Source organism: Polyangium sp. y55x31 (assembly GCF_029946505.1).
Lineage (GTDB): Bacteria > Myxococcota_A > Polyangia > Polyangiales > Polyangiaceae > Polyangium.
Window position 1 is genome coordinate 41659 of sequence record NZ_JARZHG010000042.1, and the last position, 13052, is coordinate 54710.

At 68.8% G+C, this 13052-nt stretch carries 16 protein-coding genes; 14 read left to right on the forward strand and 2 right to left on the reverse strand.

Annotated features, from left to right (window positions below; all coding sequences use genetic code 11):
* Window positions 1-67: 67 nt before the first annotated feature.
* The 11 genes from QHF84_RS42225 (at window position 68) to QHF84_RS42275 (ending at window position 7467) form a co-directional block, all read left to right on the forward strand.
* Complete coding sequence (locus QHF84_RS42225; protein WP_281319243.1) at window positions 68-580, forward strand: endonuclease V; 513 nt, start codon at window positions 68-70, stop codon at window positions 578-580.
* On the forward strand, window positions 577-1356 hold the full coding sequence (locus QHF84_RS42230; protein WP_281319244.1) for a hypothetical protein: 780 nt from the start codon (window positions 577-579) through the stop codon (window positions 1354-1356). Before QHF84_RS42225 ends, QHF84_RS42230 begins: the two co-directional genes overlap by 4 nt.
* Window positions 1357-1393: 37 nt before the next feature.
* Window positions 1394-2317 carry an alpha/beta hydrolase gene (locus tag QHF84_RS42235; protein WP_281319245.1) on the forward strand — a complete coding sequence of 308 codons (924 nt, stop codon included), beginning with the start codon at window positions 1394-1396 and terminating at the stop codon, window positions 2315-2317.
* Window positions 2318-2372: 55 nt separating this feature from the next.
* A complete protein-coding gene (locus tag QHF84_RS42240) occupies window positions 2373-4136 on the forward strand; it encodes a monovalent cation:proton antiporter-2 (CPA2) family protein (protein WP_281319246.1) in 1764 nt (587 codons plus the stop codon).
* 34 nt (window positions 4137-4170) lie between these two features.
* On the forward strand, window positions 4171-4557 hold the full coding sequence (locus QHF84_RS42245) for a hypothetical protein (protein ID WP_281319247.1): 387 nt from the start codon (window positions 4171-4173) through the stop codon (window positions 4555-4557).
* A 45-nt stretch (window positions 4558-4602) separates the two neighbouring features.
* On the forward strand, window positions 4603-5391 hold the full coding sequence (locus QHF84_RS42250) for a HipA family kinase (RefSeq protein WP_281319248.1): 789 nt from the start codon (window positions 4603-4605) through the stop codon (window positions 5389-5391).
* Window positions 5369-5767: a DUF3037 domain-containing protein gene (locus QHF84_RS42255; RefSeq protein WP_348652926.1), complete on the forward strand. Its 399-nt coding sequence runs from the start codon at window positions 5369-5371 to the stop codon at window positions 5765-5767. Before QHF84_RS42250 ends, QHF84_RS42255 begins: the two co-directional genes overlap by 23 nt.
* A 28-nt stretch (window positions 5768-5795) precedes the next feature.
* Complete coding sequence (locus QHF84_RS42260; protein ID WP_281319250.1) at window positions 5796-6191, forward strand: hypothetical protein; 396 nt, start codon at window positions 5796-5798, stop codon at window positions 6189-6191.
* Window positions 6192-6203: 12 nt separating this feature from the next.
* Window positions 6204-6560, forward strand: coding sequence for a hypothetical protein (locus QHF84_RS42265; protein WP_281319251.1), 357 nt, complete (start codon window positions 6204-6206; stop codon window positions 6558-6560).
* Window positions 6561-6702: 142 nt separating this feature from the next.
* Window positions 6703-7098, forward strand: coding sequence for a hypothetical protein (locus tag QHF84_RS42270; protein ID WP_281319252.1), 396 nt, complete (start codon window positions 6703-6705; stop codon window positions 7096-7098).
* 12 nt (window positions 7099-7110) lie between these two features.
* Window positions 7111-7467 carry a hypothetical protein gene (locus QHF84_RS42275; protein WP_281319253.1) on the forward strand — a complete coding sequence of 119 codons (357 nt, stop codon included), beginning with the start codon at window positions 7111-7113 and terminating at the stop codon, window positions 7465-7467.
* Between the two features lie 4 nt (window positions 7468-7471).
* Here QHF84_RS42275 and QHF84_RS42280 read toward each other — a convergent pair whose 3' ends face one another.
* Window positions 7472-9022: a sigma-54 dependent transcriptional regulator gene (locus QHF84_RS42280; RefSeq protein WP_281319254.1), complete on the reverse strand. Its 1551-nt coding sequence runs from the start codon at window positions 9020-9022 to the stop codon at window positions 7472-7474.
* 163 nt (window positions 9023-9185) lie between these two features.
* Between QHF84_RS42280 and QHF84_RS42285 the strand changes: the two genes are divergently transcribed.
* The 3 genes from QHF84_RS42285 to QHF84_RS42295 are packed head-to-tail and all read left to right on the forward strand — an operon-like array spanning window position 9186 to window position 11581.
* The gene (locus tag QHF84_RS42285; protein ID WP_281319255.1) at window positions 9186-10424 is read left to right on the forward strand and encodes an RtcB family protein; all 1239 of its coding nucleotides are present in this window, start codon (window positions 9186-9188) and stop codon (window positions 10422-10424) included.
* On the forward strand, window positions 10421-11059 hold the full coding sequence (locus QHF84_RS50330) for a peptide chain release factor-like protein (protein WP_348652927.1): 639 nt from the start codon (window positions 10421-10423) through the stop codon (window positions 11057-11059). Before QHF84_RS42285 ends, QHF84_RS50330 begins: the two co-directional genes overlap by 4 nt.
* 18 nt (window positions 11060-11077) lie before the next feature.
* Window positions 11078-11581 (forward strand): hypothetical protein, encoded by a 504-nt coding sequence (locus QHF84_RS42295; protein ID WP_281319256.1) that lies wholly within the window; start codon window positions 11078-11080, stop codon window positions 11579-11581.
* Between the two features lies 1 nt (window position 11582).
* On the opposite strand, the gene QHF84_RS42300 is transcribed toward QHF84_RS42295, so the two are convergent.
* A complete protein-coding gene (locus tag QHF84_RS42300) occupies window positions 11583-12965 on the reverse strand; it encodes a WD40 repeat domain-containing protein (RefSeq protein WP_281319257.1) in 1383 nt (460 codons plus the stop codon).
* Window positions 12966-13052 lie beyond the last annotated feature (87 nt).

Here is a 13052-nt window from a genome sequence, read left to right on the forward strand (position 1 = left end):
GGCGCGACTGCAGGGGCCTCCGCGAGGAGATGCCCCGCGGCCCCGAAAACCAGCTACCCTGCGGCGCATGTTCGCCTGCGTCGACGTCGCCTACGCGCCGGACGATTCTTTCGCCGTCGCCGCCGGCTTGCTCTTCCACCGCTGGGATGACGCCGTCGCCGCGAAGGAGCTCACCGCGCGCACCTCTGAGGTCGCCCCCTACGAGCCCGGCGCCTTTTATCGGCGCGAGCTGCCCCCGCTCCTCGGTTTGTTGCAAAAGGTCGACCCGCTGCCCGACGTCGTCGTCGTGGACGGCTACGTGTGGCTCTCGGCGGACGGGCGGCCGGGGCTCGGGGCGCGGCTCTTCGAGGCGCTCGGCGGGCGGGTCGTGGTCGTCGGCGTGGCGAAGACGGCGTTCCACGGCGACGCGCCCGCCGTCGCGGTGAAGCGGGGCAAGAGTGAAAAACCGCTCCACGTCACGGCCGCGGGCGCGACGCCGGAGGAAGCGGCGGCGTGGGTCCGATCGATGCACGGACCGCACCGGCTCCCCACGCTGCTCGCCCGCGTCGACAGGCTCTGCCGGGATGCGCTGACGCGATGAAAAAAGACGATCCCCGCATCCGCTGGGGCTTGCGCCTCCTCACGGCCGCCATGATCATCGCCCTCTTCTGGTTCGAGGGGAACATGCTGATCGGCCCCATCACCCGGGTTTTCCCGCGCGAATGCGCGGCCGTGACGCCATCGCCGCCCCAGGTGGACACCACGTCCTTGCCAGCGCACGTGATCGGCCAGGAAAACCTCTGCAACCGCGTGTCCGACGGCCATTGCGAGCGCCTCGCCGGTGGGGACCGGGTCTCTGGCACTTGCAAGAATGGCGGCATGATCGGGGACTGGACGGTGAAGGACGCGGCGACGGGGGCGCTGCGTTGGTCCGGGCAATACGAGGGCGGCTGGGCGAGCGGCGAATTCCGCGTCTGCAAGGATCCCGCGCATTGCGACAGTTTCCGCATCGATCACCTGCACCTCGACGGCCCGGCGGTTACGTGGGAGCGCGACGGCGATCGATGGATCGAGCTCTCCGGCCGGTACGAGCGTGGCCGGGGCGTCGGGCGGTGGGTGCGCCGCATCGACGGCAAAGGCGCCGTCCGCTCGGCGCTGGTCTTCGACGAGCAGGGCCTCGCGGCGAAAGAGTTTTTCTATTGCACGAACGGGAACCTGAAAGAGATCCGCGGGCGACGCACGATCCTTTACGACGCCGAAAATCGTCGAATCGCGGAGCGGGGCCCCGACGGGCCGCTCGGGATCCTCGATGCCGCGGGAAATGTGGTCCGGGACGCGCGTCCCGACGAAGAAACGGCGCTCTGTCCCCTGCCCTGAGCTGCGCATCCCCTCCCCGTTCTGATACAAGGGGCCGATGCGCTCGCGCGCCGCTCGACACACTCCGCTTCGCCGCCTCGGCCTCGTCATTTCCCTTGCGCTGCTCTCCGGCTGCGCCGGCCCCGAGGCCGGCAAACCCCCGGAGCCCGCGTCCTCGTCCACCGGCGGCGGTGCGCCGGTCGGGCCCTTGCGCCTCTCGTACGGCCCGGATCCCTCGCAGTTCGGGGATCTGCGCGTCCCGCAAGGCCGAGGCCCGCATCCCGTGATGGTGATCCTGCACGGAGGCTGCTGGCACAAAGCCTATGGCAAGGACCAAATGGACGGGATGAGCGAATCCCTCACGAAGGTGGGTTTCGCCACCTGGAACGTCGAATACCGCCGCCTCGGCGAACCCGGCGGCGGGTATCCGGCCACGCTCACCGACGTCGGCCTCGCCGTGGACAAACTCCGCGATCTCGCCCCGATGCACCACCTCGATACGACAAAAGTCTTCACGGTCGGCCATTCCGCCGGCGGACACCTCGCCGTCTGGGTCGCCGCGCGGCCCCGCCTCGCCGCCGACAATCCCCTTCGCGGCGCCAATCCCCTCCCCGTCGCCGGCGCCGTCTCCCTCGCCGGCGTCCTCGATCTCGCCGAATCCGTCGACCTCGGCGTCTGCGGCGGCGCGGCGGCAAAACTCCTCGGGGGCAGCTCGACCGAGGTCCCCGCGCGGTATGCCGAGGCTTCTCCGCGCGCGCTCTTGCCGATCGGCGTGCGACAGATCCTCGTCCACGGGGACGCGGACGGCATCGTCCCCCTCGTGATGAGCTCCCATTACCTCGACGCCGCGAAAGCGGCCGGCGAAAAGGACCTCACGCTGAGGGTCGTCGAGGGCGGCGATCATTTCGACGTGATCGAACCGTCATCGACGAAATGGGCAGAGGTCTCGCAGGCGATCGTCGGGATCGGGGCGCTTCCCTGATGGTCGCGGCAGGGTTTTTCCGTCAACCTCGTCTCTCCTCCTCGATTCCCCCGCAATGCTGACCCAATCCGCCATTTTCCTCGTCGCAGCCGTCGTCGCCGTCTCCGTCTTCCGGCGCATCGGCCTCGGCACCGTGCTCGGTTATCTCGCCGCCGGCGCGCTGATTGGCCCGTCGGGCCTTCGGCTCATCCAGGACGTCGACCAGATCCTTCACATCGCCGAGCTCGGCGTCGTGTTCCTCCTGTTCCTCATCGGGCTCGAGCTCCAGCCGAGCCGCTTGTGGAGCATGAGGGGCACCGTGTTCGGCCTCGGCGGCGCCCAGGTCGCGCTCACGACCGCGGTCGTCACGATGCTCGGCCTCGCCCTCGGCGCGCCCCTCCCCGCCGCCGTCGTCGCCGGCGTGGGCGTCTCGATGTCCTCGACGGCCTTCGCCACGCAGATCCTCGGCGAGAAAAACGAGCTCGGCGCGCCGCACGGCCGCACCGCGTTCGGGGTCCTGCTCTTCCAGGACGTCGCGGCGATCCCGGTCCTCGCGCTCGTCCCGCTGCTCGGCCCGGAGCCCAAGAACGCGCCCGGCAGCCCGCTCACGCACGGCCTCATCATCGTGGCCGTGATCGCGGGGCTCGTCATTTCCGGCCGCTACCTTTTGCGCCCCGCGTTCCGCTTCATCGCCGAGGCCCAGAGCCACGAGCTCTCCACGGCCACCGCGCTGCTCGTCGTCCTCGGCACCGCGCTCGTCATGGCGAGCGTCGGGCTCTCGATGGCGCTCGGCGCGTTCATCGCCGGCGTGCTCCTCGCCGATTCGGAGTACCGGCACGAGCTCGAAGCCGACATCGAGCCGTTCAAGGGCCTGCTCCTCGGCCTGTTTTTCATGGCCGTCGGCATGTCCGCGAACCTGCGCCTCATCAAAGATCGCCCGCTGCTCGTGATCGGCCTCGTCGTCGCGCTCGTCCTCGTGAAGATGGCCGTCCTCTATGGGCTCGGCGTCGCCGCGAAGCTCAGCCGGCGCTCGGCGGCGAGCCTCGGCGTGTCCATCTCGCAGGGCGGCGAGTTCGCGTTCGTCATCTTCGGCGTGGCCCGCGGCGCCACGGTCCTGAAGCCCGAAACCACGGAGCTGCTCGTCGTGGTCGTGACCCTCTCCATGGCCATGACGCCGCTCCTCTTCCTGGCCCGCGACCGCATCGCGAAGAGCCTCGCCGCCGCGGATCGCCGCTCCTTCGACGACATCCGCGACGACGGCAGCAGCGTCATCATCGCCGGGTTTGGCCGCTTCGGGCAGATCGTCGGCCGTATCCTGCGGGTCAAGCGCATCCCGTTCACCGCGCTCGACGCGAGCCCCACGCACGTCGATTTCGTCCGCCGGTATGGAAACGAAATCTATTACGGCGACGCCTCCCGCGTGGATCTCCTCCGCGCGGCGGGCGCGGAGCGGGCGCGCCTCATCGTGCTCGCGATCGACGACATGGACGCCTCGATGCGCACGCTGCACGTCGTTCAGTCGCATTTCCCGCACCTCAGGATCGTCGCGCGCGCCCGCAACCGGCAGCATGCCTACGCGCTGCTCGGCGCGGGCGTCACGAACATCATCCGGGAGACCTTCGCGGGGAGCCTCGAAGCCGCCATGATCACGCTCGAGGAGCTCGGCCTGCCCTCGGACGACGCGCGTGAGACCGTGCGTATGTTCGCCGAATACGACGAGGCGCAGGTCCGCAAGGTGTACGTCCACCGCCACGACGAGAAGGCGCTCGTCGAGTCGGCGAAGCAGTATGGCTCGGAGCTCGAGCGAATCTTCGAGGAGGACGCCGCGCACCGGAACTAGGCCGCGGGCCTACCGACGTGCGATATCTGCTTCCATGCGAAACTTTCTGTATCTCCTCCCGATCCTCGGCATCCTCGCGTGTGGGGACCTCCTCGATCAGGCGCCGCTCGGCACGAGGCAGGCCCGCTGCGACCTCCGGCCCGACCGGCCGCAGTGTACCGACGTCCGCAACTTCAAGGGCCCCTCGCTCCTCACGTTCGAGGGCGTCTGCGAGACGCTCAAGGCCGCGACGAAGAGCGGTTCGTACGAGGAAGGCGCGGTCTGCGACATGACCGACGCCTGGGGTGGCTGCCAGTCGACCAACATCGACGGCCACCTGCAGACGAACTGGTACTACAAGACCGACGACAAGTACCCGGACGAGGCCGCGGCGAAGGCGGAGTGCGAGAGCGGGGACGACTGGGTTCCGCCCGCGAACTGAAACGTTCTTTCCATTCCCGCGCGCAGCTCCTAGACTGCGCCGCGCATGCTACGCACCGTCAACGCCGTCCGGTACGTCACCCCGCTGCGCGAGGGAGGATCCGTGCCCGCGCTCGTCGAGGCCGACGACGATGGGCTCTACGTCGTCAAGCTTCGCGGCGCGGCCCAGGGGTCGAAGGCGCTCATCGCCGAGCTCGTCGCGGGCGAGCTCGCGCGCGCCGCGGGGCTCTCCGTCCCCGAGCTCGTGTTCATCACGCTCGACGCCGAGCTCGGCCGGGCCGAGCCGCACCGCGAGATCAGCGACCTGCTCGACGCGAGCGTCGGCCTGAACCTCGCCCTCGATTACCTGCCTGGCAGCGTCACCTTCGACCCCGTCGCGGGCCCCACGCCGGATCCGGCTTATGCCTCCCGCGTGGTGCTCTTCGATTCGTTCGTCACGAACGTCGACCGCACCCCGAAAAACCCGAACCTCTTGACCTGGCACCGCGCGATCTGGCTCATCGATCACGGCGCCTCCCTGTACTTCCACCACGGCTGGGGCCCCGCGGATGCGCTCACCGAGAGCCGGGATCCGTTCACGTTCGTACGAAAGCACGTCCTCTTGCCGTGGGCGACCGCGCTCGCCGAGGCCGCGGCGCACCTCCGGGCCGCGTGGTCCGAGGCGTTTCTCACGCGGGTCGCGCAGGCGATCCCCGACGAGTTCCTCACGGACGACATGGGATTCGTTTCCCCCGACGCCCACCGCGCCGCGTATGGCGCGTGGCTCACGGCGCGGCTCGCCGCGCTCCCCTTGATCCTCGCGGAGGCCGAGCGTGCGCGCGAAGAACTCGTTTGAGTACGCCATCGTGCGTGTCGTCCCCCGCGTCGATCGGGGCGAATGCCTGAATGCGGGTGTCATCCTTCATTGCTCCACGCACGATTACCTCGGCGCGCGGATCGAGCTCGACGAGGCGCGCCTGCTCACGCTCTGGCCGGACGTGGACCTCGAATCCGTGCGCCGCCACCTCGCGGCGATCCCGCGCATCTGCGAGGGCGGGCCCGACGCCGGGCCGATCGGGCTGCTCTCGCGGAAAGAGCGTTTCTCCTGGCTCGTCGCCACGCGCAGCACGATGATCCAGACCTCGGAGGTGCACGTGGGCCTGTGCGACACGCCGGACCTCGTGCTCGAACGATTGCTCGACAAGCTCGTGCGCGTGCCGCGTTCGCGGTGACGGATGGTCATCCGAGGGAGGAGCCAGGATGGGATGTAATATTTGGCTTTTGGTGGGCGTTGGCCTCGCCGCGGCCTTCGCGACCGGATGCGGGCCCGACATCGCGGCCCTGTGCGAGGCACGGGAGGCGTGTCACGATGGCAACGAGGCCGACATCGACGCTTGCATTGTGAACTACGAGGGAAACCGCGACGCGGCGCACGACGTCGGCTGCGGTGCGGAATTCGACGTCCTTGTAGCGTGCATGGCGCAAGAGAGCGTGTGCTCGAGCGCGGACACGAACATCACGTGCACGTCGAGGGCCGACTGCGCCAGCGACGCCCTGTGCAATGACGGGAAATGTATACACAAGTCGTTTGGTATCCCGCATTCGAATCTGAATGCCTGCGAGGCCGAGCAGAACGCGTATTGGGGTTGCTTCTGAGGAGGCAGGAACATGCATCGAAGGTTTCTTTGGAACACCCTCGTTCTCCTCTCCCTGGCTGGCGTGTCCGTCGGCTGCTCCCGCGCGCAGGTGGTCTGCGATCTCATCTGCGAGTGCCAGCACTGCAGCGACCAGGACGAAATCATGATTTGCGCACGGTACTCCACGCTGGAGGACGAGGCGGACGCGTACGGCTGCAGTGATGCCTGGACGGCGTACACGATCTGCATCGAGGAGAAAGGCACCTGTGACGAGACCACGCTCGAGTTCTCGATCAGGGACAACGGCGGGAACCGATGCAGCAAAGAGGGAAGGGGCCTCCTCGACTGCATCGACGCGGCCTCGGCGCACGGCGGCTTCGATTTCTGAGGGAGCACTTGCCGGAATGGTCATCCGATGTCCCAGACGCATGGGGGGTGGTCATTCGAGTTTCCATCGTTGGGACCGTGCCCACGACAGAAATTGCATGGTTCGGGCTTCGAAGCGTCTATACTCGGCAAAGGAGCCAAGAATGGGACAAACAAGCTTGCTTTTCGCGGGTCTTGGCCTCGTCGCGGTCCTGGCGACGGGGTGCGGCCCCGACATCGCGGGGATATGCGAGCGACAGGAGGCGTGTTACGGCGGCAACGACGCCGACATCGACGCCTGCATCGCGACCTACGAGGGGCAACGCGACACCGCTTACGACATCGGCTGCGGCGAAGAGTTCGACACGATCGTCGCCTGCACGGATCCCTTGATGGAATGCTCGAGCCAGTCCACGGGGCAGATGTGCATGTCGAACGCCGACTGCAACGGCGGCACTGTTTGCAGCAATGGGGAATGCACGGGGAAGTCCTTCGGCGTCCGCCCGAACGACGCGGACACGTGCGAAGCCGAGCAAAACGCATATTCACGCTGTGACTGAGGAGGTGGGAGCATGATTCGAACGATCCTCGTGAATGCCGCCCTCCTTCTGGGCCTCGCCGCCGCTTCGTCGGGGTGTTCCCGGGCGCAGGTGGTCTGTGACCTCATCTGCGAGTGCGAGCACTGCAGCGACGAGAACGAGGTCCAGACGTGCGGGCAGTTCGCGACGCAGGAAGACGTGGCGGACGCCTACGATTGCGGCGACGCCTGGACGACCTACACGCTCTGCATCGAGGAGCAGGGCACGTGCGACGAGAAGAAGGCCCAGTTCTCGACCGTGAAGGACAACAACGACCTTTGCGACGCCGATCGGGATGCCCTCCAGTCGTGCATCGACGCGGCCTCGGCGCACGGCGGCATCCGGTTCTGAGCGCTTAGCCTTCGCCGTCGTCCTCGCCGGCCATCCCGAACGCCCGCATCTTTCGTTTCAGCGTATTCCTATCGATCCCGAGGGCCCGCGCGGCGCGGCTCAAGTTGCCGCCCTCCGCCGCGAGCGCGGCCGCGAGCGCAGCACGCTCCGCGGCCTCGACCACGTCCCGCAGCGTCCGCACATCGCTGCTGCTCCCGCTTCCGCCGCCGCTTCCGCTCCCGCTCCCGCCGCCGCTCCCGCTTCCGCCTCCGCTCCGGATCTCCGGAGCCAGATCCGACACGTTCACCACGTCATCGCAGAACACGGCCCACCGCATCACCTCGGCCCGGAGCTCGCGCACGTTGCCCGGCCAGGCGTGGCTCGCGAGCGCCCGCATCGCTTCGCGCGTCACCCGCAGCCGCCGCCCTCCCTTCTTCGCCCGGATCTCCGCGAGGAACGACTCCACGAGCAGCTCCACGTCCCCCGGCCGCGCCCGCAGCGGCGGCACGGAAAGCGTCGCCCCGCGCAGCCGATAATAAAGATCCTCCCGGAACGCGCCCGCCTTCACCATCGCCCCGAGATCCCGGTGCGTCGCGGCCACGATCCGCACGTCGACGTCCACCCGACCCTCGCCGCCCACGCGCCGCAGCGTCCCCTCTTGCAGCACGCGCAAGAGCGCCGCTTGCACCCGCGGCTGCATCTCGCCGATCTCGTCGAGGAACAACGTCCCGCCGTGCGCCTGCTCGAACACGCCGCGGCGCCTCTTCCCTGCGCCCGTGAACGCGCCCGCCTCGTGCCCGAAGAGCTCGCTCGATAGCACGCCTTCCGCGAACACGGAGCAGTTCTCCGCCACGAACGGCCCGTCCTTCCGCGGCGAAAGCGCATGGATCTCCCGCGCGCAAAGCTCCTTGCCCGTGCCCGTCTCCCCGAGCACCAGGACCGGCGCGTCGCTCGCGCCCACCCGCTCGATCTTCGCCCGGAGCTCGACCATCGGCGCGCTCTCGCCGAGCAGCGACGACGTTCCCCGCTGCGCCGCCGCCCGCAGGCGAGCGATCTCGTCGCGCATCGCGCGGATCTCGGGGAACCCCTCGATGTCGAGCCGCACCTCGCGCACCGCCTTCGGGTGCGGCACGGGCACGAACGCGGGCGGGATCACCTGCAGCATCCGCGCGGGCAAGAGGCCCGCTTGCACCAGGATCACCCAGAGCGTCTGCGTCTGCGGCGTCCCCGCCGAGAGCAGGACGTCGAGCGCCACGTTCGAGGCCAAAAGCTCCGCCTTCGCCCGCTCCACGAGCGGACCGAGCAGGCGAAACAGGCGCGCGTAATCGGTCGGATCGTCGGCCTCGATCACGCAAAGCTCGACCTTGGGCACGCGCGCCTCGATCGAGCGGCAGAGCGAGCGCGCGGGCGCCTCGCCCTGCGGGATCGTGAGCACCCACGCGACGTCGTAGCGACTCTCGTTCTGGTCGAGCAGCCGCAGCACCGGCCCGCGATCACTCGCCGGCCGCGCCACCTGATGCGAGGGCTGTGGGCCCGTCACCCCCGCATCCGACCACGTGATGAGCGCTCGCTTCACCTGGTGCATCGTACACCACCTGTGGTGCGCCGTGCACCATCGTTCTGATGCACGATGCACCATCTCACCGGGCCCACCAACGAAATCCCCGCGAAATCGGCATGGCACGCTTTCCGCATTACGGGGCCGCGAACGCAATCAACCACCGTTCGAGTTACCTGCCATGGGCACTTCTTCCGTTCCCCAACCTTCTCTTCCCCCGCACGCCCGCATCTTCGCCCGCCCCGATGTCTGGATGGAGGGCGAGGCCATCACGCAGTTCACCCGCATCGCCGAGCTCCCCGGCTGCGTGCGCGCCGCGGGCATGCCCGATCTTCACTCCGGACGCGGGCCCATCGGCGCCGCGTTCGCCTTCGAGGAGCGCGTGCTACCGTACCTCGTCGGCGGCGACGCCGGCTGCGGCGTGCTCCTCTTCGCCACGACCGCCTCGCCGCGCGCCGTGGACAAACTCGAGCGCCGCGTCCGCGCCGCGATGGACGAGGACCCGCTCGCGGACTGCGACCCGATCGAGGTCTTCGACGCCTGCTGGCACGAGGGCGCGCAGGGCCTCGCCAAGGTCGCGAACGTGCCGGACGACATCGCCGCGATGGCCGAACGCGAGCGCGTGCTCGATCTCGGCCCGAGCGGTGATCCCGCGGCCTACCGCGATCCCTCGCACGGCCGCGCGCTCGGCAGCATCGGCAGCGGCAACCATTTCGCCGAGATCACACGCGTCACCGAGGTGCGCGACGAGGCCGCGGCGGACGTGATGGGCCTCGAAAAAGGCGGCCTCGTCGCCCTCGTGCACACGGGCTCGCGTGGGCTCGGCGCGCAGATCGGCCGGCGTTACGGCGACGCCACGCTCACGGGCGCGGCGATCGACGTCTACCTCGCGGATCTCGCGGGCGCGGTGCGGTTCGCCCAGGCAAACCGTTTCCTCGTCGCTTGCCGGCTGCTCCGCGCGCTCTCGGCTTTGCGAAGGGACAAGGTCCGCGGCGCGATCGACATCGTGCACAACACGATCCGGCGCGAGGACATCGCGGGCCGGGCCGTGTGGATCCATCGCAAGGGCGCCGCGCCCGCGAGCCGCGGCGAGGCCACGGTCGTGCTCGGCAGCCGCGGCGCGCCCTCCTGGGTGCTCGTCGGCAGCGGGCACGAGGGCGCGCTCGCGTCGGTCGCGCACGGCGCGGGCCGCCGCATGACCCGCACCGAGGCGCGGGCCAAGCTCGCCACGCGGTACAAGCGCGCCGAGCTCGGACGCACGGCGCACGGCGGCCGCATCGTGTGCGACGACGCGGACCTGCTCTACGAGGAGCATCCGGACGCGTACAAGCCGATCGAGCCGGTCGTCGCGAGCCTGGTCGACGAGGGCCTCGCCGCGCCGATCGCCTCGCTCGTGCCGCTCGTCACGGTGAAGCAATGAAAAAACGCGTCGTGCAGGTGACGGCCGGCTACGGGCCCGTGGAGGTGCGCAGGTTCGTCGCGCTGCTCGCGGCGCGGCTCGCGGACGCGTGCACCGAGCGTGGCCTCGTCGTCGAGGAGACGGTGATCCACGGCGACGAGGACGCGCCTCTTTCCGTGGAGCTCGTCGTTGCCGGCGATCCTGCGGGCCTCGAAGGCGAAGCAGGCACGCACGCGCTCGTCGCGCGGAGCCCCGATCGCGGAAAAGCCGCCCGCAAGCGCTGGTACGCGTCCGTCGTGCTCCACGAGGACGACGATGTCAGCGCGGACGACGGGGCCACCATCGACCCGCGCGACGTGGAGGTCACGACGATGCGCGCGAGTGGTCCCGGCGGGCAAAACGTCAACAAGACGGAGACGGCGGTCCGCGCGCGGCACGTGCCGACGGGGATCGTCGTGCGGGTCGCGGACGAACGATCGCAGCGGGCGAACGTGCGGCGCGCGCTCGCGCGGATCGCGGCGCTCCTCCGGAAGAGGGCCGCGCATGCGGCGGCCGCGAAGGAGGCCGCGCGCTGGACCTCCCACGCGCGGCTCGAACGAGGCGCGCCCGTGCGCACCTACGCGATCTCGCCGCGGGGCGTGCTCGTGGAGACGTGAACTTTCAGGGGTGAACTCATGCGAAAAGACATGTTCGAGCTCATCATCGAGCGACCGCGGTACGACTCGTGCCGCGGCGCGGGCAAGGGCCGCTACGCGTCGCGAACGAAGGCCGATCCCGAGGCCGCGCCGCTCAAGGAAGGCATGAAGTATCGGGGCCGGACGCGTGATCTCAACGAAAACCTCGCCCCGCTCCGGCGCTTCCTCGAGCGCCGCGTGGGACGCCCGTGGGACGCGGTCTGGTCGGAGATCCGCGCCTCCCTCTCGCCGAACAGCGCCGTGCAGAAGCACGTCTTCGATCACGTGCTCCAGTTCGTCGAGCGAAACCCGATCCTCATCGACGGCATTCCGCACATGCCCAACGGCAGTGGCTCGCGGCGTGACGACTTCCTCCCGCTCTGGGGCCACGGGCGCTGGCAATCGTTCTACGTTTGTCCGCGGACGGGCCTGCTCCGCTCTGCGGCCGAGGCCCACCGGCGGAGGCGGCGCGCGAAGCCCGCGGCAGGATCCTCGGGTGGATGAATCACGAGCCCTCTCGCCACTTCGCGAGCAGCTCCTTCACGTCGCGTGGGGCCATCCACGCGCCATATCCACGGACCTCGTACACCAGCGCCTCGAGTCGATCCAGCACCTGCTCGCGGCTTTCGTCCGGGGATGGTTCGAGCTTCTGGACTGCGCCCCAGTAAAGCTCTATCCAGCGCGCTTCGTCCCGATATTCCTCGCCGTCGCCGTCGCCGCATCGCGCCGCACTCCGAAATCCCACATGTTTGCACTCGAGCTCGATCATGAATTCGTCGAGCAGCGTCTCCGCAACGGGAACGTCGTCACCATCCAGCCCGCCTCGGGCCGGCGAATCGCCGAACCTCCCGGTGGGCACGCGCGTCTCGAGGTCCCAGGACACGATGGGCTCCTCCATCCCCGCCGTGAGCAGCGCTCGCTCGTCGGGATGCACGAGTATATGCTTGATTTCCGACATGTGACGCTGCGTCGACGGGAAAATCCTCCCCGTCTGGACGTCGACGCAACAAAAACCGAATCCATCGCCGTCGCGGACGAAGAGCGTGCGTTCGTCGGAGGAGCATAACGCGGCGACCAGCTCGCGCGTGCGTATCTCCGAAAGGGACGAAAGGCGCCAACCCTCGGAGAGCTCCCGGGCCTCGACGCTCCCGTTGTGGCCTATCATGATGCCGCCCCAGCCTCCTCCCGCCATATGGATCGTCGAAATGTCGGGCGATGGGCCTCCCTTGTGCCATCGATGCTTGCCCTGCTCCATGTCCCATAGATACGTGTCGGCCAGCGTCGTCGACAGGACCCAGCGCGCATTGGGGTGGACCTGGACGGCCAGCATGGGCAGGAAGCGATCACAATAGGTCGTTCGCGGCCAGGTGGCGAGCCGGGCGCCGGTCCGCGCGTCCCAGAAATACAAGACATCCTTGTCATCGATGCAGGCCACGCGGTCGCCGCTCGGCGAGAGCGCGGCGGCGCGCACGCTTTCCCCGTCGTGGGACACGACGAGGCACGGCTCGAAGGTCGCGAGATCCAGGATCGTGCACGTGCTCCCCGACGTCCTGAGCAAGCGGCCGGTGCCGTCGGGGAGAAACACGCACCGATGGACCGGCCAGGAGTGGTCCTGAAAGCTCCTCCTCGCGCCCGTGCCGAGGTGCCATCCTTTGATGCCTCGGCTGCGGATCGCGAGGAGCCAGCCATCGGGCGTGACCACGAGCTCGTCGTCCCGCCCGACTTCGTAGGGCAGCTCCGTGAGGAGCGTGTATGTTTCCCACTGAAAAACCTTGATGCTGCGCTCGGAGGCGCTGAGCACGAGCGACCCGTTCGGGTGGATCGCGAGCTTCTTGACGGGATCCGTTTCGCCAGCTTGCCTGCGAAGCCGGCGCTCCTTGGGTGGCATGCCTCACGGTATCACGGGGCATGACCTCGTTGTCAGGGAGGCGCCGCGATCGCCGCTCGCGTGATGCTTCGCGCTCGGATGTTTTTT

Excerpts from the sequence above, each read along its gene's own strand:
- QHF84_RS42225 (WP_281319243.1), top strand. The coding sequence starts at position 68 with ATGTTCGCCTGCGTCGACGTCGCCTACGCGCCGGACGATTCTTTCGCC.
- QHF84_RS42230 (WP_281319244.1), top strand. The coding sequence starts at position 577 with ATGAAAAAAGACGATCCCCGCATCCGCTGGGGCTTGCGCCTCCTCACG.
- QHF84_RS42235 (WP_281319245.1), top strand. The coding sequence starts at position 1,394 with ATGCGCTCGCGCGCCGCTCGACACACTCCGCTTCGCCGCCTCGGCCTC.
- QHF84_RS42240 (WP_281319246.1), top strand. The coding sequence starts at position 2,373 with ATGCTGACCCAATCCGCCATTTTCCTCGTCGCAGCCGTCGTCGCCGTC.
- QHF84_RS42245 (WP_281319247.1), top strand. The coding sequence starts at position 4,171 with ATGCGAAACTTTCTGTATCTCCTCCCGATCCTCGGCATCCTCGCGTGT.
- QHF84_RS42250 (WP_281319248.1), top strand. The coding sequence starts at position 4,603 with ATGCTACGCACCGTCAACGCCGTCCGGTACGTCACCCCGCTGCGCGAG.
- QHF84_RS42260 (WP_281319250.1), top strand. The coding sequence starts at position 5,796 with ATGGGATGTAATATTTGGCTTTTGGTGGGCGTTGGCCTCGCCGCGGCC.
- QHF84_RS42265 (WP_281319251.1), top strand. The coding sequence starts at position 6,204 with ATGCATCGAAGGTTTCTTTGGAACACCCTCGTTCTCCTCTCCCTGGCT.
- QHF84_RS42270 (WP_281319252.1), top strand. The coding sequence starts at position 6,703 with ATGGGACAAACAAGCTTGCTTTTCGCGGGTCTTGGCCTCGTCGCGGTC.
- QHF84_RS42275 (WP_281319253.1), top strand. The coding sequence starts at position 7,111 with ATGATTCGAACGATCCTCGTGAATGCCGCCCTCCTTCTGGGCCTCGCC.
- QHF84_RS42285 (WP_281319255.1), top strand. The coding sequence starts at position 9,186 with ATGGGCACTTCTTCCGTTCCCCAACCTTCTCTTCCCCCGCACGCCCGC.
- QHF84_RS50330 (WP_348652927.1), top strand. The coding sequence starts at position 10,421 with ATGAAAAAACGCGTCGTGCAGGTGACGGCCGGCTACGGGCCCGTGGAG.
- QHF84_RS42295 (WP_281319256.1), top strand. The coding sequence starts at position 11,078 with ATGCGAAAAGACATGTTCGAGCTCATCATCGAGCGACCGCGGTACGAC.
- QHF84_RS42300 (WP_281319257.1), bottom strand. The coding sequence starts at position 12,965 with ATGCCACCCAAGGAGCGCCGGCTTCGCAGGCAAGCTGGCGAAACGGAT.